General features: G+C 43.5%; 17 protein-coding genes. 12 read left to right on the top strand and 5 right to left on the bottom strand.

Features of this window, described 5'->3' with window-relative positions:
- Positions 1-3: 3 nt before the first annotated feature.
- Both AC1TO9_RS10435 and AC1TO9_RS10440 read left to right on the top strand, forming a co-directional pair.
- Positions 4-1473 (top strand): S41 family peptidase, encoded by a 1470-nt coding sequence (locus AC1TO9_RS10435; RefSeq protein ID WP_482056609.1) that lies wholly within the window; start codon positions 4-6, stop codon positions 1471-1473.
- Positions 1474-2443: 970 nt separating this feature from the next.
- Positions 2444-3880, top strand: a complete 1437-nt coding sequence (locus AC1TO9_RS10440) for a PDZ domain-containing protein (RefSeq protein WP_482059100.1) — start codon at positions 2444-2446, stop codon at positions 3878-3880.
- Positions 3881-4006: 126 nt separating this feature from the next.
- Here AC1TO9_RS10440 and AC1TO9_RS10445 read toward each other — a convergent pair whose 3' ends face one another.
- A complete protein-coding gene (locus AC1TO9_RS10445) occupies positions 4007-4681 on the bottom strand; it encodes a hypothetical protein (protein ID WP_482059101.1) in 675 nt (224 codons plus the stop codon).
- Between the two features lie 558 nt (positions 4682-5239).
- Between AC1TO9_RS10445 and AC1TO9_RS10450 the strand changes: the two genes are divergently transcribed.
- Positions 5240-5380: a hypothetical protein gene (locus AC1TO9_RS10450; protein ID WP_482059102.1), complete on the top strand. Its 141-nt coding sequence runs from the start codon at positions 5240-5242 to the stop codon at positions 5378-5380.
- Between the two features lie 613 nt (positions 5381-5993).
- Here the strand turns inward: AC1TO9_RS10450 and AC1TO9_RS10455 are convergent.
- Both AC1TO9_RS10455 and AC1TO9_RS10460 read right to left on the bottom strand, forming a co-directional pair.
- Complete coding sequence (locus tag AC1TO9_RS10455) at positions 5994-6725, bottom strand: response regulator (protein ID WP_482059103.1); 732 nt, start codon at positions 6723-6725, stop codon at positions 5994-5996.
- Between the two features lie 109 nt (positions 6726-6834).
- Positions 6835-7992, bottom strand: coding sequence for a sensor histidine kinase (locus AC1TO9_RS10460; RefSeq protein ID WP_482059104.1), 1158 nt, complete (start codon positions 7990-7992; stop codon positions 6835-6837).
- A gap of 181 nt (positions 7993-8173) precedes the next feature.
- Between AC1TO9_RS10460 and AC1TO9_RS10465 the strand changes: the two genes are divergently transcribed.
- Genes AC1TO9_RS10465 through AC1TO9_RS10475 form a run of 3 tightly spaced genes read left to right on the top strand, consistent with a single transcriptional unit; the run spans position 8174 to position 11609 of the window.
- Positions 8174-9109 carry an ABC transporter ATP-binding protein gene (locus AC1TO9_RS10465; RefSeq protein WP_482056615.1) on the top strand — a complete coding sequence of 312 codons (936 nt, stop codon included), beginning with the start codon at positions 8174-8176 and terminating at the stop codon, positions 9107-9109.
- Positions 9110-9121: 12 nt separating this feature from the next.
- Positions 9122-10342, top strand: coding sequence for an ABC transporter permease (locus AC1TO9_RS10470; RefSeq protein WP_482059105.1), 1221 nt, complete (start codon positions 9122-9124; stop codon positions 10340-10342).
- A complete protein-coding gene (locus AC1TO9_RS10475) occupies positions 10335-11609 on the top strand; it encodes an ABC transporter permease (RefSeq protein ID WP_482059106.1) in 1275 nt (424 codons plus the stop codon). Before AC1TO9_RS10470 ends, AC1TO9_RS10475 begins: the two co-directional genes overlap by 8 nt.
- Before the next feature lie 1668 nt (positions 11610-13277).
- Here the strand turns inward: AC1TO9_RS10475 and AC1TO9_RS10480 are convergent.
- Positions 13278-14156, bottom strand: coding sequence for a flagellar motor protein MotB (locus tag AC1TO9_RS10480; RefSeq protein WP_482059107.1), 879 nt, complete (start codon positions 14154-14156; stop codon positions 13278-13280).
- Entirely contained in the window at positions 14153-14938 is a 786-nt protein-coding gene (locus AC1TO9_RS10485; protein ID WP_482059108.1) for a flagellar motor protein, read from the bottom strand. Before AC1TO9_RS10485 ends, AC1TO9_RS10480 begins: the two co-directional genes overlap by 4 nt.
- Before the next feature lie 168 nt (positions 14939-15106).
- Here AC1TO9_RS10485 and uvrB point away from each other — a divergent pair, with 168 nt between their 5' ends.
- The 6 genes from uvrB to AC1TO9_RS10515 all read left to right on the top strand — a co-directional run bounded on the left by uvrB (position 15107) and on the right by AC1TO9_RS10515 (position 24248).
- Positions 15107-17098, top strand: coding sequence for an excinuclease ABC subunit UvrB (gene uvrB, locus AC1TO9_RS10490; protein ID WP_482056620.1), 1992 nt, complete (start codon positions 15107-15109; stop codon positions 17096-17098).
- 58 nt (positions 17099-17156) lie between these two features.
- Positions 17157-20018 (top strand): excinuclease ABC subunit UvrA, encoded by a 2862-nt coding sequence (uvrA, locus tag AC1TO9_RS10495; RefSeq protein WP_482059109.1) that lies wholly within the window; start codon positions 17157-17159, stop codon positions 20016-20018.
- A gap of 163 nt (positions 20019-20181) precedes the next feature.
- Positions 20182-20322: a hypothetical protein gene (locus AC1TO9_RS10500; RefSeq protein WP_482059110.1), complete on the top strand. Its 141-nt coding sequence runs from the start codon at positions 20182-20184 to the stop codon at positions 20320-20322.
- Positions 20323-20665: 343 nt separating this feature from the next.
- On the top strand, positions 20666-20872 hold the full coding sequence (locus tag AC1TO9_RS10505; RefSeq protein WP_482056623.1) for a DUF2759 family protein: 207 nt from the start codon (positions 20666-20668) through the stop codon (positions 20870-20872).
- Positions 20873-21240: 368 nt separating this feature from the next.
- Positions 21241-22314, top strand: coding sequence for a S1C family serine protease (locus AC1TO9_RS10510; RefSeq protein WP_482059111.1), 1074 nt, complete (start codon positions 21241-21243; stop codon positions 22312-22314).
- Positions 22311-24248: a stalk domain-containing protein gene (locus AC1TO9_RS10515; protein WP_482059112.1), complete on the top strand. Its 1938-nt coding sequence runs from the start codon at positions 22311-22313 to the stop codon at positions 24246-24248. The genes AC1TO9_RS10510 and AC1TO9_RS10515 overlap by 4 nt, the downstream gene beginning before the upstream one ends.
- The last annotated feature ends 49 nt before the right edge of the window (positions 24249-24297 follow it).

Raw genomic sequence — 24297 nt, forward strand, 5'->3', positions numbered from 1 at the left:
AACATGTTAAAGAAACGTACGGCGGCACTCATGGTGGTTGTCGCCCTAATAAGCGGTAGTCTGCTGACACTTTTCCTAGGTAATTCCAGTAGTTTCGCTGGACAGGCTGCGAGTGGTGAAGGACTATTTGCTAGTATTACTAGTAGTGGGCTGAAATCTGCTGAGACTCGGAAGATCGGAGCGGCGCTTGATCTCATTGAGGGGAATTACTATAAGGATATTGATCGCAGTTCCTTGGTAGATGGTGCGATCAATGGCATGATGCAAGCATTGTCTGATCCCTACTCCACGTATATGGGACAAGAGACAGCACAACAATTCGTAGAGACAATCGAGGGTTCTTTTAGTGGAATTGGCGCAGAGGTATCCTTGGTCAATGGCAACGTTACTGTAGTCTCTCCGATTAAGGGCTCTCCTGCAGAGAAGGCAGGTATTAGATCTCAGGATGTTCTTCTCTCTGTGAATGGAGAATCATTGGCGGGTCTTGAGTTGAATGCTGCTGTCGCTAAGATTCGTGGTGTCAAAGGATCTACAGCTACAATACAGGTGAAACGTGAGGGTACATCTGAACCCATTGTATACGCTATTGTTCGCGATGATGTCGCTTTAGAAACGGTCAACGCTCGTTTGGGAGATGATGGAATTGGTATTATTGAGATCACTCAGTTCTCTTCAAACACAGCGGAACGATTTAAGAATGAATTATCGACGTTGGAGCAAAAAGGGATGAAGGGACTTGTCATTGATGTCCGTAACAACCCGGGTGGCGTTCTCTCTGTCGTAATTGATATTTCTCAACAATTCGTACCGAAGGGTGAAATGATTGTTCAAGTGGAGGATAAGAAAGGCAAGCGTGAGAAGAGTTTCTCTAAGGGCTCAAGCAAATCTTATCCGGTCACATTGTTAATGAACAAAGGAAGTGCAAGTGCGTCTGAAATATTGGCAGGGGCGTTACAACAATCCGCTGGTGTAATATTAGTGGGAGATAACTCCTTTGGCAAAGGCACCGTTCAGACAAGCTTCGAGAAGCAATTGGGTGACGGTAGCTTACTTAAGATTACAATTGCGAAGTGGCTTACTCCTAATGGTACTTGGATTCACGAGAAAGGAATTAAGCCAGATATTACAGTATTGCAGCCTGGATACTTCTCGGTAGCCCCGATTAATAAGGAGAAGACCCTGGAGTACAACATGAACAGTGAGGATGTGAAAAGCGCTCAAATCATGTTGGACGGACTTGGAATGAAACCAGGACGTACAGATGGCTATTTCGATCAAGGAACTCAGAAAGCTGTGAAGAGCTTCCAGACCAGCCAGAAGATTGAGGCTAATGGTATCGTCGATGCGAAGACAGCAGAGGCGTTGGAAACCATGTTGATTAAGCATATACAAGATCCTCTGAACGATACACAATTGAAACAAGGTATTGCAGAAGTGCAGAAGGAAATAAAGGCGATGGCGTCGAACAAGTAAGAAGGCTGAACGTTAGCCTTCTTTTTTTCTTACAGGACTTACAGGATAAGAAAGCATCCGTTTCACACATGAAGGCAGCATCACTCATGGATGAAGGCTCATCATGAACGATGAACACACATGAATAAGGCTTACGCATGGATGAAGGCTGATCGTGAACGATGAACACACATGAATAAGGCTTACGCATGGATGAAGGCTCATCGTGAACGATGAACACACATGAATAAGGCTTACGCATGGATGAGGGCTGATCGTGAATGATGAACACGCACGTATAAGGCTTACGCATGAATGAAGGCTCATCGTGAACGATGAACACGCATGAATGAAGGCTCATCATGAATGATGAACACACATGGATAAGCTTACGCATGGATGAAGGCTGATCGTGAACGATGAATACACATGAATAAGGCTACGCATGGATGAAGGCTGATGAAGTTGGGATAGTTGTATAAACTGCACTTATTTAGAAGGAAAAGTAGTAGGAGAGAGAAATAGTTGTAAAAACTGCAGCTAAAAGTAGCGATAACGGTAAAAGTAGGGTTTTCCAGTAATTTAGATGTACTCCCTGCAACTAAATAGAGCTACAGGGGGAATTAGCCGGATTTAGATGCAGTTTATGCAACTAAAACCCTCGGCAGGGCGATTTAACCAAGTTTAACCGAATTTAGATGTGCTTTTTGCAACTATTGGTGATTTGTATATGTTGTATATGGTGGAAGGTGACTATAACTGGTGATTTGACGTTTAAATTACACCCACCACATGAACTCTTTTGCCGAGGACGTCGATGGACGCCTTTTTTTAAATATAAGAAAGTATAAGTTTCACTTGATACTCTATTTCTTAAATTTCAACAGATACGGGTACCGTCCTCGAAAAAGGACGTCATAGCCGTTTCTGCTTGAGACTTAGGATTAGCTATGAATGGTTGTGTTAGATTGTGAAGGAGTGTGACTAGACTTTGGATGTGGCTCTAGAATTGATGTGGAATATGACGGACGCTCTAGTACAGCTGTTGACTCAGCCCTTTTATTATATTTCAATTCTGTTTATCTTGTTATTCTATCGTCAACAGATGTTGATGGAACGGAAGTTATTCCATGTACGGCTTCATAGTTGGAGTCTACAAGCTTGGCGTACGCTGATTGGCGGCTTGGTAGGTGGTATATGTGTATCGATCGTGATTGCTTTCCTAGGAATCTCATTAACTCCAGCAGCGATTATTTGCATATGGGTTGTAACGCTAGCTTTGTTACTGTTAGGTGTTCGATACTTATGTTTGGCCTACTCGGTAGGTGTGCTGGGGGTCATTCAGTTTATTCTGGGATTCTTTCCGAATTGGCAGCCGGAATCTTATTTAGGGAGCACGACCGAAGCGGTGAGGGCGCTTGATATACCATCTCTAGTTATCTTGGTAGCTATTTTACATTTGGTTGAGGCTATTCTGATAAGGAAACAAGCTGCTTCATTCGCGATGCCGCTGTTATTGGAGAGTAAACGAGGAAAGCTAGTGGGAGGGTATCAGATGCAGGCCTTCTGGCCATTGCCACTGTTTCTACTTATTCCAGCTCAGACGACGGGTAATATATTACCTTGGACACCTCTTCTTGGGGGAGAGGGTTGGGCTTACGGCTTTAGCATGCTGGCACTCCCTGTCATCATAGGGTTTAGTGGAATGACACAAAGTGTACTTCCTCAACAGAAGTCTAAGAGTACATTCAAGAGGCTTATAATATATAGCGTCATTCTTCTGATCATTGGAGCACTTTCTGCATGGTGGAATCCACTTATGATTGTGGCTGCGCTCGCGAGCTTTGTGTTGCACAGAGTGTTGGAGTGGGCTAGTCAAATAGAGGAGCAAAGTCGTAACTCGCTATTTGTTCACCCCGTGGAGGGATTGCGTGTACTTGCTATTGTACCTAATAGCCCGGCTGAAGAGCTTGGGATTACCCCTGGCGAGACGTTGCTGAAAGTAAATGGTGTTATTCTCCATACTGAAGCGGAGCTTCACAGCTCTTTGCGAATGAACTCAGCCTTCTGTAAATTAGAAGTGCAGAACTTGGCTGGCGAGAGTAAATATCTTCAGCGTCCAATGTATGCGGGGGATCATCATCAGTTGGGTGTTATTCTTGCGCCGGATCAAACTGTCAGAGACGTAGCCAACTTGAGACCCGCCAGCATCTATCAGATTGTTGGAATGAAGCTTAACACTCGAAAGCGGTTCAGATTAAGTTGGGAAGATTACATCACGGAACCTGTATCGCCAGTTGACTTGGCGCTAGCCGAAACAGCAGCGGCAACGGATGGGAAAGTGTCAACGGACGGCAAAGTGACAACGTTAACGGATACCGTCCCTGATGACTCGGATGTGGTAATACGCTATCCATGGGATCGGTGAGGATGTGGATGGAGCGGTACGATATCCGTGGGATCGGTGATCGTTTTTGCAACTAAAGCTGATGACTTGTCAAACCAATTGGGGTTGTATTTGATTTGACAAGCCGTCATAAATAGCATTATTAGTTCAATGGATGAACTCCCAAGCATTGCGTTGTAGTTCATAGTGATGGATTCGTAAACCATCCCTAGTTGCAATTGGACGAATCCAGCCTTTGGAGCACAGTGATTGAAGTATTCGCATGGCAGTTCGATGGTTAATACCGAGATGAATGGATACTCTCTTCGGGCTAAGAGGTTTAGTCTGGGATAGTGCTAAGCGGATGACCTCATTCTCGGATATTGATGAGAGATTCGTTGGTTGGTCTAGCGCAAGATACCGATTGAGTAACATTTGAAGTAAGTCTCTACAAAGCTCTGGTCGTTCAGAGACATCATCATATGCGAAGGAAATTACGCGGTAACCAGTACACTGTAGAAATAACTCCCGATTCAACTCATCGCAATACTTTTGGCGATTCATATCACGCACATGTGGGCCATAACCTTTAATTTCAATGATGAACTTTAAGTGTCCCTTCAAATAGGCGAAATCACCGAAGTAGGAACGACCGCGCCAATCGGCAACCTCGAATTCTGGGTGTAATCCATCAAAGTTTTCATAGAGTGGCCACCAAACATGTTTCAGAAATAGAATTTCCCCATGATTGTGTCCGCGTTCAAGACGCCCTCTTCTCTCACCTGAACGGCGATTCAAATGATGTTGGAAGAATACCTGATGCTCCTCCTCAAAGTTTCTCATTCCAATTCAACTCCTTAGTCGATGGATGAGTAGTAACATGGATCTGCTTACTTAACAGCGCACGCAGAAACGCCCCACTCATCAGATAAGATGGTAGGACGTTCTTCGTCACTAATATATTTTGATTATAACAATATACATCCAAATAATCTAGAGTCATTGATTTGAGCCGTGCAGTGACGGATTAGGAATAAAAAATTAGGCGGAATAACTGTCGAGAGTTTACTGAAATGCTGTTGTATAACGGACTATTCGTGTAATTGATTAATCAGAACGCAATACTGCGGAATAGTTGCATAATATACATTTAATTTGGGAGAACAGCCATAAATGAGAGAAATAGTTGCAATACTACAGTTAAAAGTGGCGATAACGATGAAAAGTGGAATTTCCAGTAATTTAGATGTAGTTTATGCAACTAAAGTTGGTTAAAGAGGAATATGGCTGGATTTAGATGTAGTTTGTGCAACTAAAGTTGGCTAAAGAGGAATATGGCTGGATTTAGATGTAGGCTGTGCAACTAAAGTTGGCTAAAGGGCGATGTGGCCGGAATTAGATGTGCTTAATGCAACTGTGTGGGCTCCAGGAGGGGTAGAGTTGGAGCGACTTGTGGTGCCAGTGGAGGAGCAGGGTAAGGAGAAAGACTGGTATGTGTCAATCCACTCTGAGAGTAGCTTATTGTGTAACTCTTATTTCTAAGGGGCAAACGTTAATCCGTTTACTTAATAGCGCACACTGAAACGCCCCACTCATCAGATTAGATGGTAGGATGCTCTTCGTCACTAATATGGACCTTGCAGTAACGGATTAGGAATAAAAAATTATGCGGAATAACTGTCGAGAGTTTACTGAAGTGCTGTTGTATAACGGACTATTCGTGTAATTGATTAATCAGAACGCAATACTGCGGAATAGTTGCATAATATACACTTAATTTGGGGGAACAGCCAGAAATGAGAGAAATAGTTGCAAAACTACAGTTAAAAGTGGCGAAAACGATGAAAAGTGGAATTTCCAGTAATTTAGATGTAGTTTGTGCAACTAAAGTTGGTTAAAGAAGAATATGGCTGGATTTAGATGTACTTAATGCAACTGCAGGCGCCAACCGCAGGCGATAAAAGGATGCCTCTCCATCCAGAGTGGGGGGCAGCCATTTCCTTTATGGATCTGTGCGCCTTGCCTTTGTACGGATCACGGATCCTCATATCCGCAAATGCCCCTCACATTCTCATATCCTCGCAAGCACCTCACATCCGCGAACGATTCTCACATTCTCATATCCCCGTATGCTCCTCACATCCGCAAATGATCCTCATATCTGAGCCTTGAGATAAAGGATGGCAATCTGGGTGCGGTCTCGTAGCTGTAGCTTGCTAAGGATGTCTGTAATATAATTCTTTACCGTGCCTTCGCTGAGGAAACATTCCTGGGCGATTTCTTTATTGGATAGTCCTTCTGAAATGTGGCGGATGATTGTGAGTTCCATGGGCGATAGGCCGTACTGGGATAGCATTTTCCCATCAGCATGAGGAGTTGAAGTTGTACTTGCCGCTGACTGTAAATTTGTTGCAGTTGCAATTGCATTTACAGCCGGAGTTACCTGTAAATTTGCTGCAGTAGCTGGGGGACGCAAGAAAGTCGTGAGTTTACGGGCAATGTCGGGATGAATTAGGAAATCTCCTTCATGTACCGTTTTAATGCCATGGATGATGCGATCGGGTGCGATGTTCTTAAGTAAATATCCACTCGCACCGTTCTCCAGTGCTTGAATAATATACTCGTCATCATCAAAAGTAGTGAGCATGAGTACCCGAGTGTCAGGAAATAGCTCCTTTACCCGCTTCGTTCCCTCGACACCATCACATATCGGCATTCGAATATCCATGAGCACGACATCTACATGTAGCCCCGATACCATCAACTCTACGGCATCCACTCCATTTGCTGCACAACCTACGACCTTAATTTCAGCATCCACAGCCATTAATACTTTTAAACTCTCACGAATAAATTCATCATCATCTACGATCAATAAAGAAATCATCTCGAATCCTCCCTATATCTACATGAACTTGGTGTTGGAATACGCTGTGTTTGTATGATCGAGTTACTCTTGCAACTTGACAGAGGGACTCAGTGTTACCGGCCTTTATTCATATAATCTCGCTACTCCTGTATACAGGCAGTCGTGTTACAACAGTAAAGGGATAGGCCCACTGAATATCTACACTCCCACCAACGAGTTGTATTCTTTCTTGCATCCCGATCAGGCCCATTCCGAGTTGTCTTTTACTCTGACCTATAGATTCACCGACGATCCCGTTATTGCTGACAGACATACGTATTTCATTATCTTGATAATCAAGAAGGACCTCAATGGATGTAGCTTGGCCATGCCTGAGAGCATTCGTAAGCGCTTCTTGGGCATTCTTGTACAATATAATTTGTATGCTCGGGTACAAAGGGAAGGGAGTTCCTTTGTTGGTGAGGCTAGTGTGAACCCCTGTTTCTCGACCGATATTCTCAAGAAGTCGATCGATAGCATACTCATCCTTCAAAGAAGTGATAGGATGCATTCTTTTTACAGTATTACGCATGTTATCCATGCTCTCGGATACTTGGTCTCGTATTTGAAGCATCATATCGTATCCATGGGGAGCATCGTTTGGTATGATCTGAATGGCTGCCTCCATCATCATTTTGACACGAATGAGTCGGTGACCGATATCGTCATGCAGTTGTCTAGCTATCCGCTCGCGCTCACTGGATTGAGCCGCACCCTCCACTTGATGATTGAACTCTACTAGTCGTTTACGTGTTTCATCCAGCTCGTAGTGCTTCTTGCGTAGTTCATCATAGAGACCAATGATCTCTTCACGGCCCGTGGTAGCACGCTTTAATAAGGATACTAAGATAGCCACGATTATAAAAATGAAATTTGCACAGATGATCCATAAACGCTCTTCGTATTGAAAAGCTAGATTAAGTAGCGCAAGATGACTACCCAATGCCATCAAGCGGAGCAATGAAACAGCCGGCAAGAAAGCATAGGAGAGTAAGGCGGATAGCGATACAAACAACATCAGATGACCATATGTAGTACATAGCCAAGCAGAAAATATGACTTCCACGCAGAGAATGAGTCTTTTGACAGAGAGGTTATGTAGAGATCTTTCTAATACTGTGAGGCTCAGAAAGAGCAGCATGACTAAAGTGAATTTCCCGTAATTGTCATACGGATAGATATACATCGAGATAAATGCACTTAAGATAATGATGCTGTAGCGAATCGCTGAGAGAGAATAGGACAAGGTGATCGACATCCTTTATAAATCGAAATAGTCCAAGATGGCTTCATTATAGCATAGGACAGGAATGAGGAAGGAGATGACTTTCGTCACCAATAGCTCATGACCTTTAGGACCTCTTTTATAAATAAAATGGCAGTATAATAAGTTGCAAGAGTCAAAAAGGATCAAGGGAGCGATGAACATGGCATTTGTAGAAATGAAAGATGTTGTGAAGCGCTATGAGAATAAGATATCGGTGGATCATTTGAATTTAAGCATTCATGAAGGTGAAATATTTGGTCTATTGGGCCCGAATGGAGCAGGGAAGAGTACAACAATTAATATGATGAGTGGGTTAATGAAATTAGATCAAGGAAGTATTATAGTCGACGGTATATCAGTAGATGAGCGGCCGCTTGATGTGAAGAGACGTATTGGTCTAGTCCCGCAGGATCTAGCGTTGTATGAGACGATGACGGCAGCAGACAATGTTACGTTCTTCGCTAAATTATATGGACTGCGGGGTAAACTGCGGAAGGAACGAGTGGATGAGGCGTTAGAGTTCGTCGGCCTACAAGATCGTGCGAAAGAAACACCAGCTACATTTTCTGGGGGGATGAAAAGAAGGCTGAATATCGCGTGTGCGATCATGCATCGTCCGAAGTTAATTATTATGGATGAGCCAACGGTAGGTATTGATCCACAATCACGTAATCATATCCTTGAATCTGTACGCACCTTGAATGCGATGGGATCTACGATTATTTATACAAGTCATTACATGGAAGAAGTAGCAGCGATCTGCGATCGGGTCGCCATCATGGAGCAAGGGCATATCATCGCATGTGGTACACAACAGGAGCTGCGCGAGCGTGTCTCAAGTGAAGAGAGAGTTGTGATCAAGACGACGCAGGTCCCAGCAGCTGTCATAGACGAGCTGAAGCTCCATCCACGAATTTCTAAAGTATCGGTCAATGAAAATATGATTGAGCTGTATGTGGGTTCCTCTCAGCAAGATTTGCAAGATATCTTATTTATCTGTGCCAAACACAATGTCATTATACAATCGCTTGCTTGCGAAGAGCCGAATTTAGAGACACTTTTTCTAAATCTTACGGGACGTAAGCTGCGTGATTAGGGGGTGGTTGACTTGAGTACATGGACGATTGCCTGGTACGAGTTAAGGAGAATGTTTCGTTCGAAGTCGGTAATAATCAACTTGTTCTTACTACCTTTGATACTTATTTTCATACTAGGTACTGTTTTCTCTAGTACATTTAACAATGGTAATCAGGAGTTTACACCCGAAGTCGTGCAAGTTGCTATGGTAGGGGGCGCGGGGACGAAGGATGGTGAGAGTTCTCCATTAGAAGCGTATTTGAGAAGTCCAGAAGTTGCGGAAAGGATAGAGCTACACCAAGCGGATTCTAGAGAAGAAGCGGAGCGAAGTGTACGCGCACGAGAAGTAGATTATGCCGTTATCGTTCCTTCTGATTTCGATACTCAAGTGATAAGTGGTAACGAAGCAAGACTTGAGTTGATCCTTGGACATAACCAAAGTGATAATCTAGTTGCGGGTACGGTATTTGATACTATTTTGGATGAGATGAATCAGAGTCTAGCGGTGTCGTCTGTCATAGGAAATATCGGAGAGAAGTCATTAAGCGATACTGAGGCCGCAAACATAAGTTCAAATTCGAGTCAAAGCTCGAATACGCCTGAGGCTCCTCCATCCTATGTTACCGTGGGTAAATTGAGCGATTCAGGAGTCGCATACACAGCTTCCCAGTATTATGCGGGCGCGATGATGATCATGTTCCTGCTATATGCGGGTAGTACGGCCAGTACGAGCCTGTTTAATGAAAAAAGTAATCATACCCTGTACCGTCTTCAGTCGCTACCTATTTCATCTGCCCAAATTTTTATTGGTAAAATTATTGGGAATAGTATTGTAGCCATATTTCAAGCAACGGTTATTATTACGGTATCTTCTCTATTATATGGTGTGGATTGGGGCAACCAGCCAATATTGCTCGCTGGGGTCTGTATCTTGCTAATTATAGCTTCAATGGCGATTGCCGCGTCTGTGACGCTGATGGTCAGAACCAGTTCAAGTGCCGATACGATTATGCAAGTTATTATTATAGCGATGACTTTTCTGAGTGGTGGGTTTATGCCTCTGCCCGTGGATATCATTAACTATATCGGAGTGTTGAACGTTAGCCATTGGGGAATGGAAAGTTTGCTACAAATTATGTTACAGGCCAATACCATGGAAACGATGAAAAGCATCGGTATGTTGGCAAGTATGTGCCTGATTCTAATCGTAGTGACAGTTGGTCTATATCGAAAGGTGGGATACCATGAATAGCCTAACGATTGCTTGGAACATGATCAGGAGAATTATCGGAAGCCGCAAAGGCATCCTAATGTATGTTATTCTTCCTTGTATTGTTGTTTCCCTAGCCGTGGCATTTTTGGGCGGGGCGAATGGTTCGACGGTAATAATTCCATACTCGAATCAGGACTCTGGACCAGCAGGACAACATGTGATTGATGAATTATCTAGGAATAGTAACTATGTGCTGGAATTGAAAGATAGTGAAGAGGAAGTTAGAGACATCATTCTTGGAAAAAAAGGGACACTTGGTCTTTCGATACCCGCTGGATTCACAGAACAGATACTTCTAGGACTAGAACCTCAGATAACGATGCTTGAGCTTACAACTAGTGAAGCAACGTATATAACCAAGATGAGCCTGAATCGCTTAATTGGGGGAATGGTGCAGACGGCAGGGATGATCAGTGGCATGGACCCGTTGGTAGAGGTGGTGAATAGTACGGATGTGACGGTAGAGGTGATGAGTAGTAGGGAAGCGGTAGCAGAGCTGGTGAGTAGTGTGGATGCGGCAGTAGAGCAAGTGAGTAGTACTGAGCTGCATGTTGCTTCATTGGATGTGTTCGCCAAAAGTTTAGCGGAAATCAGTCAACATCGTATTCAATCGGACAAGACAGACTATCAGCTGTATGCCAATCCGTGGATCAATAATGCAACAGGATTCACCCTTATGTTCATGATGGGATTAGTGACAAGTACTGTTAAGTTGATCATGGATGATCGCAGGAGCAGAACCATTGCGCGTATCTTTAGCACTCCAGTAAGATCTTATGAGATCTCACTTGGCCTTATGCTAGGGAGCTTATTGGTTGGTCTTATACAAATCGTTGTTGTTCTAATTCTTAGTCGTTGGGTACTACAAGTTGACTATGGTATTCCGTTCTTCATGCATATATTGATTCTTGGATTCTTCATGTTAGTGGCCATGGGTATCGCAAGCACAGTAGCGGGTCTGGTACGTAATCCGAATAATGCAGGCATGTTGAACTCCATCATCATCACACCAACCTGTATGCTCGGAGGTTGCTTCTGGCCCTTGTCCATCATGCCGGATTATTTGCAAAAGGCAGCTAATTTCATTCCGCAGAAATGGGCCATCGAGGCAGTTAATCGGATTGCCTCAGGAGGGCATTTGATCGACATTTGGCTTCCGCTCTTTATTCTAGGACTGATGGCAATCATCTTGCTCGCCATTGGATCTGTGATCCTTCGACCTAGTGATACAGGGGTTAATGCGTAGGGAGCAAGTTAAGAACTGAGCCCCAGAAGAAGGTGGTCTCGGTGGTGTGATTCAGTTGTCTTCGGTGCAACAGCCACTGACTATCTGCCAAGTAGCCACTCGAAAGCACCAAATGCGACTGCTGTTCGGCTACACGAGGTCAAACATCTGCCAAATTAGCCGCCAACAGCCACCAAGCAGCCAAGAAACAGCCATTTAGTTGCATAAACTACACTTAATAATCAAGAAAAGTTAGAATCATAGGAAATAGTTGCATAACTACAGTTAAAAGTGGCGATAACGATGAAAAGTGGAATTTACAGTAATTTAGATGTACTATCTGCAACTAAAGTTGGCTAAAGAGGAATATGGCTGGATTTAGATGTACTTAATGCAACTGTGCGAGCCCTCAAGTGGTGAACCCACAAGTAGAGTCACAAGTGAACTGACAAGTGGGCTCATTGAGGAATAAAGGAAAAAGATAGAGACAAAAGAGACTGACTATCTGCCAACAACCACTGACTAGCCGCCAAGTAGCCACTCGAAAGCACCAAATGCGGCCGCTGTTCGGCTACACGAGGTCAAACATCTGCCAAATTAGCCGCGAACAGCGACCAAGCAGCCACGACACAGCCATTTAGTTGCATAAACTACACTTAATAATCAAGAAAAGTTAGAATCATAGGAAATAGTTGCATAACTACAGTTAAAAGTGGCGATAACGATGAAAAGTGGAATTTACAGTAATTTAGATGTACTATCTGCAACTAAAGTTGGCTAAAGAGGAATATGGCTGGATTTAGATGTACTTAATGCAACTGCGCGAGCCCTCAAGGGCTGAACCCACAAGTGAACTCACAAGTAGAGTCACAAGTGAACCCACAAGTGAACCCACAAGTGGGCTCATTGAGGAATAAAGGAAAAAGATAGAGACAAAAGAGACTGACTAGCTGCCAACAACCACTGACTAGCCGCCAAGTAGCCGCTCGAAAGCACCAAATGCGGCCGCTGTTCGGCTACACGAGGTCAAACATCTGCCAAATTAGCCGCGAACAGCGACCAAGCAGCCACGACACAGCCATTTAGTTGCATAAACTACACTTAATAATCAAGAAAAGTTAGAATCATAGGAAATAGTTGCATAACTACAGTTAAAAGTGGCGATAACGATGAAAAGTGGAATTTACAGTAATTTAGATGTACTATCTGCAACTAAAGTTGGCTTAAGAGGAATATGGCTGAATTTAGATGTACTTAATGCAACTGCGCGAGCCCTCAAGGGGTGAACTCACAAGTAGAGTCACAAGTGAACTCACAAGTAGAGCCACAAGTGAACCCAGAAGTGAACCCACAAGTGGGCTCATTGAGGAATAAAGGAAAAAGATAGAGACAAAAGAGACTGGTTTGTGTTATTCGACTCTGAGAGTACCTTGTTGTGTAACTGTTGCTACTATGGAGCTAGGGAGACGACGATTTTACGAGTTCAGACGAAGGTGTAAGTAACGATGGATAAGGTAATGATGGATAAGGTAATGATGGATAAGGTAACGATGGACATAAGAAGGACAGCCACTTAGCGGCTGTCCTTCTTGTTTTTTATATGATAAGAACCTGTAACATCATGCATGACGCGAATGGCGGATCGGCCAAGCTATCGTCCACCATCAGTCACAGTAAACAAATCTACCGTTATTCCTCCTGCAGCTGGCGCAGAACGATGAGTTCTACCCGTCGATTACTCTGGCGACCTAGCTCCGTTGCATTGTCTCCAACAGGACGAGTATCGGCATATCCAGCGTATTGAAATCTATTAGCAGGTAGCTTCTCTTGCTCGAGGAAGAACCTAAGAATGGACAAACCACGTGCTCCAGATAGTTCCCAGTTATCTTGATATTGGGAAGAGTACTTGATTGGTAAGTTATCTGTGTGACCTTCGATGCTAACAATAGTATCAATATTTCTAAAAAGGCTGGCAAGCTTAGATAATGTAGGAGTCGAGACTTGTTTGAGATCGGCCTTACCTGTATCGAACACGAACTGATCACTAAGCGTAATGGAGATCCCCTGAGGATTATCGGCCACAAAGATCTGATCCTGAAGATCGTTATCAGATACGTAATTTGAGATAACAGACATTAATCCGTGCAGTTCTTCTTCCTGCGCTCTGAAGGCTAACTCACGTTTGGACAACGCTTGAGGTTCTTGATCACCTTCTTGTTCGGGCTCTTCGTCAATTATTGGATTCTCCTGTTGTTCCTTTGATGGTTCTTGTTCAGCATCAGTCACGGGTGATGTTGTAGAATCTGGATTTCTGTGCGTATATTTATTTGCAGTACCGGTTAGTCCAGAACCTAGTTCGAGAATGGAATCGCCCGAATTGAAAGTAAGATGAAGCGACTGAGTCATTCCTTCGTATTTACTTTCATCGAGAGAGCTCATGGCAAACATCATCACGAAAAAGATAAGCAACAATGTAATCAAATCAGCATAAGTGATGAGCCAACGATCACGACTACTATGCTCAGCGTGATCTTGCTTTCGTTGAGCTCGTCTACTCAGTTGCCTCATTCAAAGCCCCCCTTTGGGAATTTAGGGGAAAGGATATAATCCGTTGGCTCAAAGGAATTGATCTTTTTACGTACAGTTTGGGGATGTTCGCCGTCACGAATGGCAAGAATTCCTTGAAGAATAAGCTCCATATTCTGAATTTCATCAGCACTCTGCGATTTAATCTTCGAAGCAATGGGTAAAAAGATAAGATTAGCACTTACGACTCCGTACAGTGTTGCAATAAAAGCGACAGCAATGGAAGGCCCTAATTGAGTAGGCTCAGATAGATTACCGAGGACATGAATAAGACCCATGACCGTACCTATAATACCCATAGTAGGTGCATAGCCCCCAGCGGATTCGAATATTTTGGCGTAGCTGGCATATTTCAATTCTGTTCGATCCATCTCAATCTCTAGAATTTGTCTGATAAGAGCAGAATCATTCCCATCTACAACCATCTGTATACCTTCACGAAGGAATGAATTAGGGTGATCTTGCGATTGCAATTCGAGGTCCAATATACCATTTCGTCTTGAAGTTGTGGCAAGCTCAACAATATCCTCTATGAGCTGCTCGTTATTGTTCTCTGATCGAACGAACGCATAGCGAAGAGCTGTAGGAATCGCTTTAAGCTTTGCTGCTGGAAAACTAATGACAACCGCTGCAAAGGTTCCGCCAAATACAATCAAGGCTGCAGTCGGATGGAATAATCCTGTAAATTGCCCTCCTTCCCAGAGGAAACCTCCAATGAGTGCGGCAAGGCCGGCTAGAACACCTAATACTGTAACGATATCCATAATTACGAACCACTCCGATCTTATAGTTAGGGTTTGCATAGCTTATCTGATCCGAGTATAATAAATGGGAACAAATATTCTTATTAAAAATCAATTTCCTGGTAATATATTTATCGGGAAATCTCGACATATACTTTACTATTTTAGATGATAAGGGGTGATTGGGCAATGAGCGATATTGTGATCAGTAACAAGCCGTTTGAGCTTGAATCGGAATACACTCCGCAAGGTGATCAGCCTACAGCGATAGAGGAACTGGTGGAAGGGCTCAGAAATGGTACAAGAGAGCAAACATTGCTTGGTGCAACAGGCACAGGGAAGACATTCACGATTGCTCAAGTGATCTCCAAAGTAAATCGACCTACACTAGTTATTGCACATAATAAGACCTTGGCTGCACAGCTTGCGGCTGAGTTCAAGGAATTCTTTCCACATAACTCCGTAGATTATTTCGTGAGTTATTACGATTATTTCCAGCCAGAAGCCTATATTCCTTCGACGGATACCTACATTGAGAAGGATTCGAGTATCAATGAAGAAATCGATAAACTTCGACATTCAGCGACAAGCTCGTTGTTTGAACGGCGAGATGTCATCATTGTTGCGAGTGTCTCTTGTATCTATGGTCTCGGATCGCCCCGTGAGTATTCCGACCTGTTGCTCTCATTGCGGGTGGGGATGGAGAAATCGCGTAACGATATTCTGAGTCGGCTTGTCGATATTCAATATCAACGTAATGATCTGAATTTTGTGCGTGGAACATTTCGGGTGCGTGGTGATGTCGTAGAGATCTTCCCTGCTTCGAACGGGGAGCGTGCGATTCGTGTCGAAATGTTCGGCGATGAGATTGAGAAGATTACGGAGATCGATGTATTGACTGGCGAATTAGTTGGCGTTCGGGATCACATTGCGATCTTCCCTGCATCTCACTTTGTTACGAAAGAAGAGACGATGAAGGTTGCGCTGGTCAATATTGAGCGGGAACTGGAAGAACGATTAACTGTACTGAAAGAGCAAGGCAAGCTATTGGAGGCACAGCGACTAGAGCAACGCACGAGATATGATATCGAAATGATGAATGAGGTCGGATTCTGTTCGGGAATTGAGAACTATTCAGGACCGTTAACGTTTCGTGAATCAGGGGCTACTCCTTATACGTTAATGGATTATTTCCCCGAAGATATGTTAGTCGTTGTTGATGAGTCCCACGTCACATTACCACAGATTCGTGGGATGTATAATGGGGACCGAGCCCGTAAGACGATGTTGGTAGATCATGGATTCAGGCTCCCATCAGCTCTAGATAATCGACCATTAAGGTTCGAAGAGTTTGAGGAGAAAGTCAATCAGATTGTCTATGTGTCGGCAACACCAGGACCTTTGGAGCTTGAACGTTGTGAGACGATGGTGCAACAGATTATTCGTCCAACGGGTCTTGTGGATCCTATTATTGAGGTTCGCCCAACCAAAGGACAGATTGATAATCTAATCGAAGAGATTCATTTGCGCATTGCACGTGAGGAGAGAGTGCTTGTAACGACGCTTACGAAGAAGATGTCCGAGGACCTCACGGATTATTTGAAGGAAATTGGCATCAAGGTCAGATATCTGCACTCTGATATCAAGACGTTAGAGCGCTTAGCTATTCTCCGTGATTTACGCCTCGGTGTATTCCATGTATTAATTGGTATTAACTTGTTGCGGGAAGGTCTCGATCTCCCAGAGGTATCACTAGTGGCTATTCTGGATGCAGATAAGGAAGGTTTCCTTCGTTCTGAACGCTCCCTTATTCAGACGAGTGGACGAGCGGCTCGTAACTCTGAAGGGTATGTCATTATGTACGGTGACAAAATAACAGACTCCATGCGCAAGGCGATCGACGAAACAACACGTCGACGCACGATTCAGATCGCTCATAATGAGAAACATGGCATTACACCTCAGACGATTCGCAAAAAAGTACGAGATGTCATTGAAGCTACGAAGGTAGCTGAATCTAAATCGGACTATCTCACAGGCGACCTAGCGAAGTTGACGAAGAAAGACCGTCAGAATGTTATGCAAAGACTTGAGCAGGAGATGAAGGAAGCAGCTAAGAACCTACAGTTCGAACGAGCTGCAGAGTTGCGTGACGCCTTATTAGAGCTAAGAGCAGATTAAACTCAATGAGAATAATCCCAATGTAAGTGTAAATCTTTTTAGGAGATGATGATGATCGATGGCAATTGATAATATAGTGATTAAGGGTGCGAGAGCACATAATTTGAAGAATATAGATATCACGATTCCGCGGGACCGCTTTGTTGTACTAACAGGGCTTAGTGGTTCGGGTAAGTCTTCGCTTGCGTTTGATACGATTTATGCAGAGGGTCAGCGACGTTACGTCGAGTCCCTCTCAGCTTACGCACGTCAATTTCTAGGTCAGATGGAGAAGCCGGATGTAGATTCAATAGAAGGATTGTCACCAGCTATATCTATTGATCAGAAGACAACGAGTCGGAACCCTCGCTCTACGGTGGGAACAGTAACGGAGATTTATGACTACTTACGCTTGTTATTTGCACGGGTGGGGCATCCACATTGCCCAACTCACGGTGTAGAGATTACATCTCAGACGGTGGAACAGATGGTTGATCGGATTATTCAATATCCTGAGAAGACGAAGATACAGCTGCTAGCTCCTGTCATTTCTGGACGAAAGGGAGAGCACAAGAGTGTTTTTACCGATATTAGTAAGCAGGGATTTGTGCGCGTTAGAGTAAATGGTGAACTTCGAGAACTATCCGAGGATATCGAACTTGAGAAGAATAAGAAGCATACGATTGAAGTGGTTGTGGACCGAATTGTGGTGAAGGCTGATGTAGAAGCCCGACTTGCAGATTCAATTGAGACAGCATTGAAAATTTCAGGTGGACAGCTATTAGTAGATGTCATGGGAGAAGAAGAACTGCGATTCAGTTCGAACTTTGCGTGTCCTATTTGTGGATTCAGTATGGAAGAGTTATCGCCAAGGATGTTCTCCTTCAACAGTCCATTCGGAGCTTGTGTAACGTGTGATGGGTTAGGTGTGAAGATGATTGTTGATCAGGATTTACTCATTCCTGATTGGAGTAAATCGATCGATGATGGTGCATTCCTAGCATGGACTGGAAGTACATCGAATTATTACCCACAGTTTCTCAAATCAGTAAGTGAACATTTTAAGATTCCTCAAGATGTTCCAGTAAGTGAATTTACGCCAGACCAAATGAATAAGCTGTTGTACGGAACAGGAGAAGAGAAGATACGCTTCAAATATGAGAATGACTTCGGTCAGCGCAAAGAAGCGCTAGTGACTTTCGAAGGAGTTATCCCCAATCTTGAACGTCGTTATCGTGAGACAGCTTCAGAAGGGATTCGCGAGTTCATCGAAGGCTTCATGAGTGCCAAGCCATGTGAGGTATGTAAGGGGCATCGATTGAAGAAGGAAATCTTGGCTGTGACTGTGGACAATCACAATATCGCAGACGTGACCAGCCTTTCGATCGGGGAGGCAGTGACTCTGTTTAATAGCTTGGTATTAAGTGAGAAGGAGACGGCGATTGCTACGATGATCTTGAAGGAGATTAATAGCAGATTGGGCTTCCTAATCAATGTAGGACTGGACTATCTGTCCTTAAGCCGTGCAGCAGGAACATTATCAGGTGGTGAAGCACAACGGATTCGTCTAGCGACACAGATAGGATCAAGCTTAATGGGCGTCCTCTATATTCTAGATGAACCAAGCATAGGCCTGCATCAGCGCGATAATGATCGGTTGATAGCTACGCTTGGGCATATGCGCGATTTGGGGAATACACTGATCGTGGTTGAACATGATGAAGATACGATGATGGCTGCTGATTATATTATTGATATTGGTCCGGGCGCTGGTATTCATGGGGGGCAGGTGATTGCCCAAGGTACCCCACAAGAGATTATGGATCATCCCGACTCCTTAACCGGACAATATCTGAGTGGGCGTAAGTTCATTCCAGTGAATACGGAGCGACGGAAGCCTGAGGATCGTTGGTTAGAGATTAAGGGTGCCAAGGAGAATAACCTTAAGAATATTAATGTAAAGATCCCGTTGGGTGTATTCACCGCAGTAACGGGTGTATCAGGTTCTGGTAAGTCTACGCTTATTAATGAAATTTTATATAAAAAGCTTGCCCGGGAATTAAACGGTGCCACGAAGGCACGTCCTGGTAAACATAAAGAGATCAATGGACTAGAGCATCTGGATAAAGTCATTGATATTGATCAATCTCCGATCGGACGCACGCCGCGGTCTAATCCAGCCACGTATACAGGTGTCTTTGATGACATTCGTGATATTTATGCACAGACGAATGAAGCGAAGATTCGTGGCTATAAGAAAGGCCGATTCAGCTTTAACGTGAAGGGCGGTCGTTGTGAAGCATGTCGTGGGGACGGCATTATCAAGATTGAGATGCATTTCCTACCGGATGTCTATGTCCCTTGTGAAATTTGTAAGGGAAAACGCTATAACCGCGAAACCTTGGAAGTTAAATATAAGAGCAAGAGCATTGCCGAAGTATTAGAGATGACGATTGAGGATGCGACCGAATTCTTTAAGAATGTCCCTCGTATTCATCGCAAATTACAAACGCTACTTGATGTAGGTCTTGGGTATGTGCATATGGGACAGCCTGCAACGACACTCTCTGGTGGTGAGGCACAGCGCGTGAAGCTAGCTTCGGAACTATACCGACGCAGTACGGGCAAGACGATGTATATTCTCGACGAACCTACTACGGGGCTTCATGTGGACGATATCGGGCGATTGTTGACTGTTCTTCATCGCTTAGTCGATTCGGGAGAGACTGTACTTGTGATTGAACATAATCTCGATGTCATTAAGACAGCGGATTACGTCATTGATCTTGGTCCAGAAGGTGGTAGTGGTGGAGGAACGATCTTAACGACCGGTACACCAGAACAAATTGTGAAGGTAGAGAAATCTTATACGGGCAAGTATTTGAAGCCTGTCCTTGAACGGGATACAGCGCGTAGTAAGGATATGGTAGTTGTTAGCTAGATTGAAGCGGATCGTAGCGAGAGTATAGCAGATTATTGCTGAGATGTGGACGGATTATAGTTAGGATAAAGATGGATCATTGGGCCAGCTCTAGTAGCTGGTCTTTTGGTGTTCTATTGGTGTTCTATTGGTGTTCTATTGGTGTTAATTGGGAGCCCGGAGTATGAATGTTAATGTAGACAATGGTGTGGTGGACACGGCATTGGCTGCTACTTGTTCGAAACATCTACTTTGTCGTCAATTTGTAGAGAGCTGGACTTTTAGTTGTAAAAAGGGTGCTTATTCTGGGGATAAAGGTGCGTAGGAGAGAAATAGTTGTAAAAAGGGCATCTAAAATAGAAAAAACGGCGTGAAATGGACAATATCTCATAATTAAATGCCATTTCTGCAACTAAAGTTTGCGTATGAGCCATTTGGCCGAATTTAAGTGTACTTTTGCAACTGCGCGTGATGAACTGGAACTGGAACTGGTGCACCAAGTCATGATGGTGGGGCATTGAATAATTTCAATGAAATATATCATAGATAACCACATGAAATAAATTTTTTTTGTGATCAGGGCTTGCATAAGATTAGTTGGGAGGATAACATATAAATAGATGTAAAAAAGTTAAATGTGTGAACTTACATAGAGGAGGTACTAATGTATGCTATTGGCAGAGGCTGCTGAGACTGTATCCAAATTCCATGTGTTTGATATATTTATGATTTTGTTTACGATACTTATATTTATAGGGGTCGTACGCTTAGTAACCCAACCTAATAAGAATCTTTTCGCTATCGGATTTAGTGTAGTTAGTTTATTGGTATTTCTGTATTCAGATTATGCCATGGTATTAGGATGGCTTAGTTAAGGCCATAAGTAACAACAATGAAGAGTATCAACGAAGAAGACACCTGAGCGCGGATGCGGGGGTGTCTTTTTTTTGCGCATTGTTTGCTATGGCTCAAGTGTAGCTACCGGTGGTGAGTATAGCTGTGTCTTGGCCAGCTCAATGCGTTTAATGGATCTTTTTTTTCACATATATATAAAGACTATCCTTACTCTCACGGTATATATAATGCGAACCGATATAGAACTTATAGCAATTGTTCAAGCTGAATTAGTGTGATACATTGGGGTTAATCCTCATATGCATGAATATAATGATAGAGCAACTTAGAGAACAACTTAGATATAGAACGGCTATAGGGAAATGAGAGAGGGTTGGGTGAGGGAACGATGAATAGGTGGGGGAAGAGCAGTGCTATTATGCTGTTATGTAGCTTTATGCTCATGAGCGGTGTGGGAACTGTCGAGGCGCAACAGAAGGGGACAACCTCGAGCGTGACAACAAGTTCTACGAAAGTAAGTACAGATCCGGTTCCGCAAATTGTGAGAGATGTTTCAGCTTCAGTCGTCGGAATTATCGGTAAAGATGCGCTAGGACAGAGTAATAGCAATTCAGATCGATATAATCTAGTACATGGTACGGGTGTGATTATACGAGCAGATGGATGGATTGTGACGAATGCGCATGTCGTTAGTGGACTGGCGAATGCTATGGTAGTTACTTCGGATGGCAAGAGTTATACGATCAAGAAGGTATTCAAAGATGTGACAAGTGATATTGCGCTTGTGAAGGTTACGGCAAGTGGGTTAACGCCGGCTAAATTTACTAAGTCTATTTTGGATACAGAAGTGGGTGAGAAGGTTATTGCGATTGGTACTCCCGTATCATTCTCATTACGTAACTCGGCAACGGTGGGTGTGGTGAGTGGCATGAATCGTGGTGTGAATGCCGCCTATCGATTGATCCAGACAGATACAGCTATCAATCCTGGGAACAGCGGTGGGCCGCTGGTGAATATGAAGGGTGAGGTGCTAGGTATCAATACGATGAAATTCGCCGCTAATGGCGTTGAGAATATGGGCTTCTCCATTCCTTCGGATACGGTTCAATATGTGATTGATCAATTAATGAAATATGGTGAAGTGAAGCGTCCGAGCCTCGGTCTAGCATTAGAGGAAAGTTGGTCAGCTATCGTGGGTCTTCCTACGGATGATCCATTGACGATCACAAAGGTGCTCTCTTCAGAAGCTCAAGCGGCTGGAATACAGGAGGATGACGTTCTTTATAGCATTAATGGAATTACAGTCACGAATATCGTGGATATTAATGAGTTATTCAAGAAGTATGTACCGGGACAGACGGTGAAACTGTTAATGCAAAGCGACGGGGACATCGTAATTCGTTCGATACAGCTGAGCCGTCAGGGTCTGATGTTAGATGAGGAAAGTGAGGTCAAGATATGATGACATGGGGGACCAAAGACAATGCTTTAATGAAGCGAAGGTTGTTGAGACAGTGGGTATGTAGTGTACTGTGCTTATGTCTATTTGTAACGGCATCACTTCCCGTCTTCGCGGACAATGGGGATAAGCTAGAATTGAGGATTAAGGTTGGGAGTACAATAGCTGTTATTAATGGACAACAAGTTGCTATTGTTAAGCCTTACATAGATCGTTCAACGACGATGGTTCCATTAGGAGTGTTTAAGAAGGCTTTTGGAAGCAAAGTCGCACTGGAAAAGAGTAACTTGGTCAAAGTGACTTATGGCTCACATAAGATAACGATGACGATCGATAGTCATGAGGCTTGGTTAGATGGAGTTAAAGTAAAGCTTGATGTAGCTCCTACTATGAAATCGGACACGTTAATGGTACCTCTTCGTTTCGTAGCTCAAGGTCTAGGGGCCACGATTACGTCGGGATCTTCGGGGGAATCTATCATTAAGCTTCTATCCCAAGTGGAAGTAATAGATTCAGAGATACTAAGTATTGATAGTGATATGGGAAAAACAAAGATCGGAAACAGTTACTATCAATGGACGATGAATTACCCGTCGGGTCTAGTGGTTGGGATGGATGGAAGTTATGAGAGTATGGCTACATTTAATGATGCAGAGGATGCGTATTATTTAGAAGTTCATGCTACCCCGCAAGAAGTGGAGTTACAGGTAGATGACCTCCTAGACCTATTAGTTGCAGATGCGAAGGCATCTGGTGAAGTTATATTGGATCGTGAATCGTTCCCGAAAACTACTGTACCGTACGCTCGTATTGTTACGAAAGACTTAGAGGGTACGATCTGGGAGGCTCGCGCGTACTACGATCATGAGCAGCTATATGAAATATACTTTGCTGATTGGCATGCTGTAAATTATAAAGATTTGAGTAAATACGGAACTTTTCTGAATTCATTCAGAACAAGTTATAACGAACGTGACCAATCAATCAAGGATTTGTCTAGTGTCGTTAATGGTATGTGGAATACCTATAACGGAGATTATGGTATTTCCCTGGATGTACCTGCTGGATGGTATATGGATGATGAGAACATGTACTATGAAGGTGAAGATGAAAGCTATCTTTCAATCGATGTGACGACAGCTCCGAAAGGTTCCAGTCTCGAGGGTTGGAGTGAACAGTTGAAGAAATGGCTAGGTGAATCATTTGTCGCAGAGTCATATAAGATTATAGATACGTATCCGATGGAGATCTCGGGAAATAAGGCGCTAGTTCTTGAAGTGAAGTACAACTATGGATATGGCTGGATTAGAGAATATGACGTCATGCTAGAGAAGGATGGATTCCGCTATTATTTCGAATATTCCGTACCTGAAGAACAGAAGGATATACTTGCAAAGTTCAAGGATATTATGGAGTCCATCGATATTGAATATGAGGTAGTCTCGGAGACATTCGGAAGAATGGAGGAAGCTACGTATCTGATTGATAAATCGAAGGTCGTTACGAAGTCCTCGAAGGCATATCAATATAAAGTGAATATTCCGCAGTTCTGGATTCCTAATCAAGATAAATTTGAACGCTCATTAATAGATTATCAATTTACAGGCGGACGATTGTTAATATCGGCGAATAAGGATGCGACCTTCGAAGAGACGGTTAAACAGTTTAGCTCGTTTTACAATGAAGCAGTTAAGAATACGAAGGGAACTGTCATTCGCGGCATTGAGGATACAACCTTCGCGGGTGTGCCTGCAAAAGTATTCAAGTTACATCATGTGCTCGATGGAATCTCTTACGAGGGAACGCTATACGTATTCAGTCATAACGGAATTACTTATACGATAACGACCTCACTAAACGATGCGAATGCTACGCAGATCCATAAGGATTCGTTGGATAAGATGCTGAAGTCTTTTGCGTTTACGAAATTGAATTGATGATTTCTTTAACAACATAACAGGTGAAGAGGTCCGCTCAACATGAGCG

The sequence above is a fragment of the Paenibacillus sp. Y916 genome (assembly GCF_056786435.1).

What these genes read in the sequence shown, in the direction of transcription:
- AC1TO9_RS10445 (WP_482059101.1), bottom strand. Translation starts at nt 4,681, where the DNA reads ATGAGAAACTTTGAGGAGGAGCATCAGGTATTCTTCCAACATCATTTG.
- uvrB (WP_482056620.1), top strand. Translation starts at nt 15,107, where the DNA reads ATGAGCGATATTGTGATCAGTAACAAGCCGTTTGAGCTTGAATCGGAA.
- uvrA (WP_482059109.1), top strand. Translation starts at nt 17,157, where the DNA reads ATGGCAATTGATAATATAGTGATTAAGGGTGCGAGAGCACATAATTTG.
- AC1TO9_RS10515 (WP_482059112.1), top strand. Translation starts at nt 22,311, where the DNA reads ATGATGACATGGGGGACCAAAGACAATGCTTTAATGAAGCGAAGGTTG.
- AC1TO9_RS10485 (WP_482059108.1), bottom strand. Translation starts at nt 14,938, where the DNA reads ATGGATATCGTTACAGTATTAGGTGTTCTAGCCGGCCTTGCCGCACTC.
- AC1TO9_RS10480 (WP_482059107.1), bottom strand. Translation starts at nt 14,156, where the DNA reads ATGAGGCAACTGAGTAGACGAGCTCAACGAAAGCAAGATCACGCTGAG.
- AC1TO9_RS10435 (WP_482056609.1), top strand. Translation starts at nt 4, where the DNA reads ATGTTAAAGAAACGTACGGCGGCACTCATGGTGGTTGTCGCCCTAATA.
- AC1TO9_RS10505 (WP_482056623.1), top strand. Translation starts at nt 20,666, where the DNA reads ATGCTATTGGCAGAGGCTGCTGAGACTGTATCCAAATTCCATGTGTTT.
- AC1TO9_RS10500 (WP_482059110.1), top strand. Translation starts at nt 20,182, where the DNA reads ATGAATGTTAATGTAGACAATGGTGTGGTGGACACGGCATTGGCTGCT.
- AC1TO9_RS10510 (WP_482059111.1), top strand. Translation starts at nt 21,241, where the DNA reads ATGAATAGGTGGGGGAAGAGCAGTGCTATTATGCTGTTATGTAGCTTT.
- AC1TO9_RS10455 (WP_482059103.1), bottom strand. Translation starts at nt 6,725, where the DNA reads ATGATTTCTTTATTGATCGTAGATGATGATGAATTTATTCGTGAGAGT.
- AC1TO9_RS10475 (WP_482059106.1), top strand. Translation starts at nt 10,335, where the DNA reads ATGAATAGCCTAACGATTGCTTGGAACATGATCAGGAGAATTATCGGA.
- AC1TO9_RS10465 (WP_482056615.1), top strand. Translation starts at nt 8,174, where the DNA reads ATGGCATTTGTAGAAATGAAAGATGTTGTGAAGCGCTATGAGAATAAG.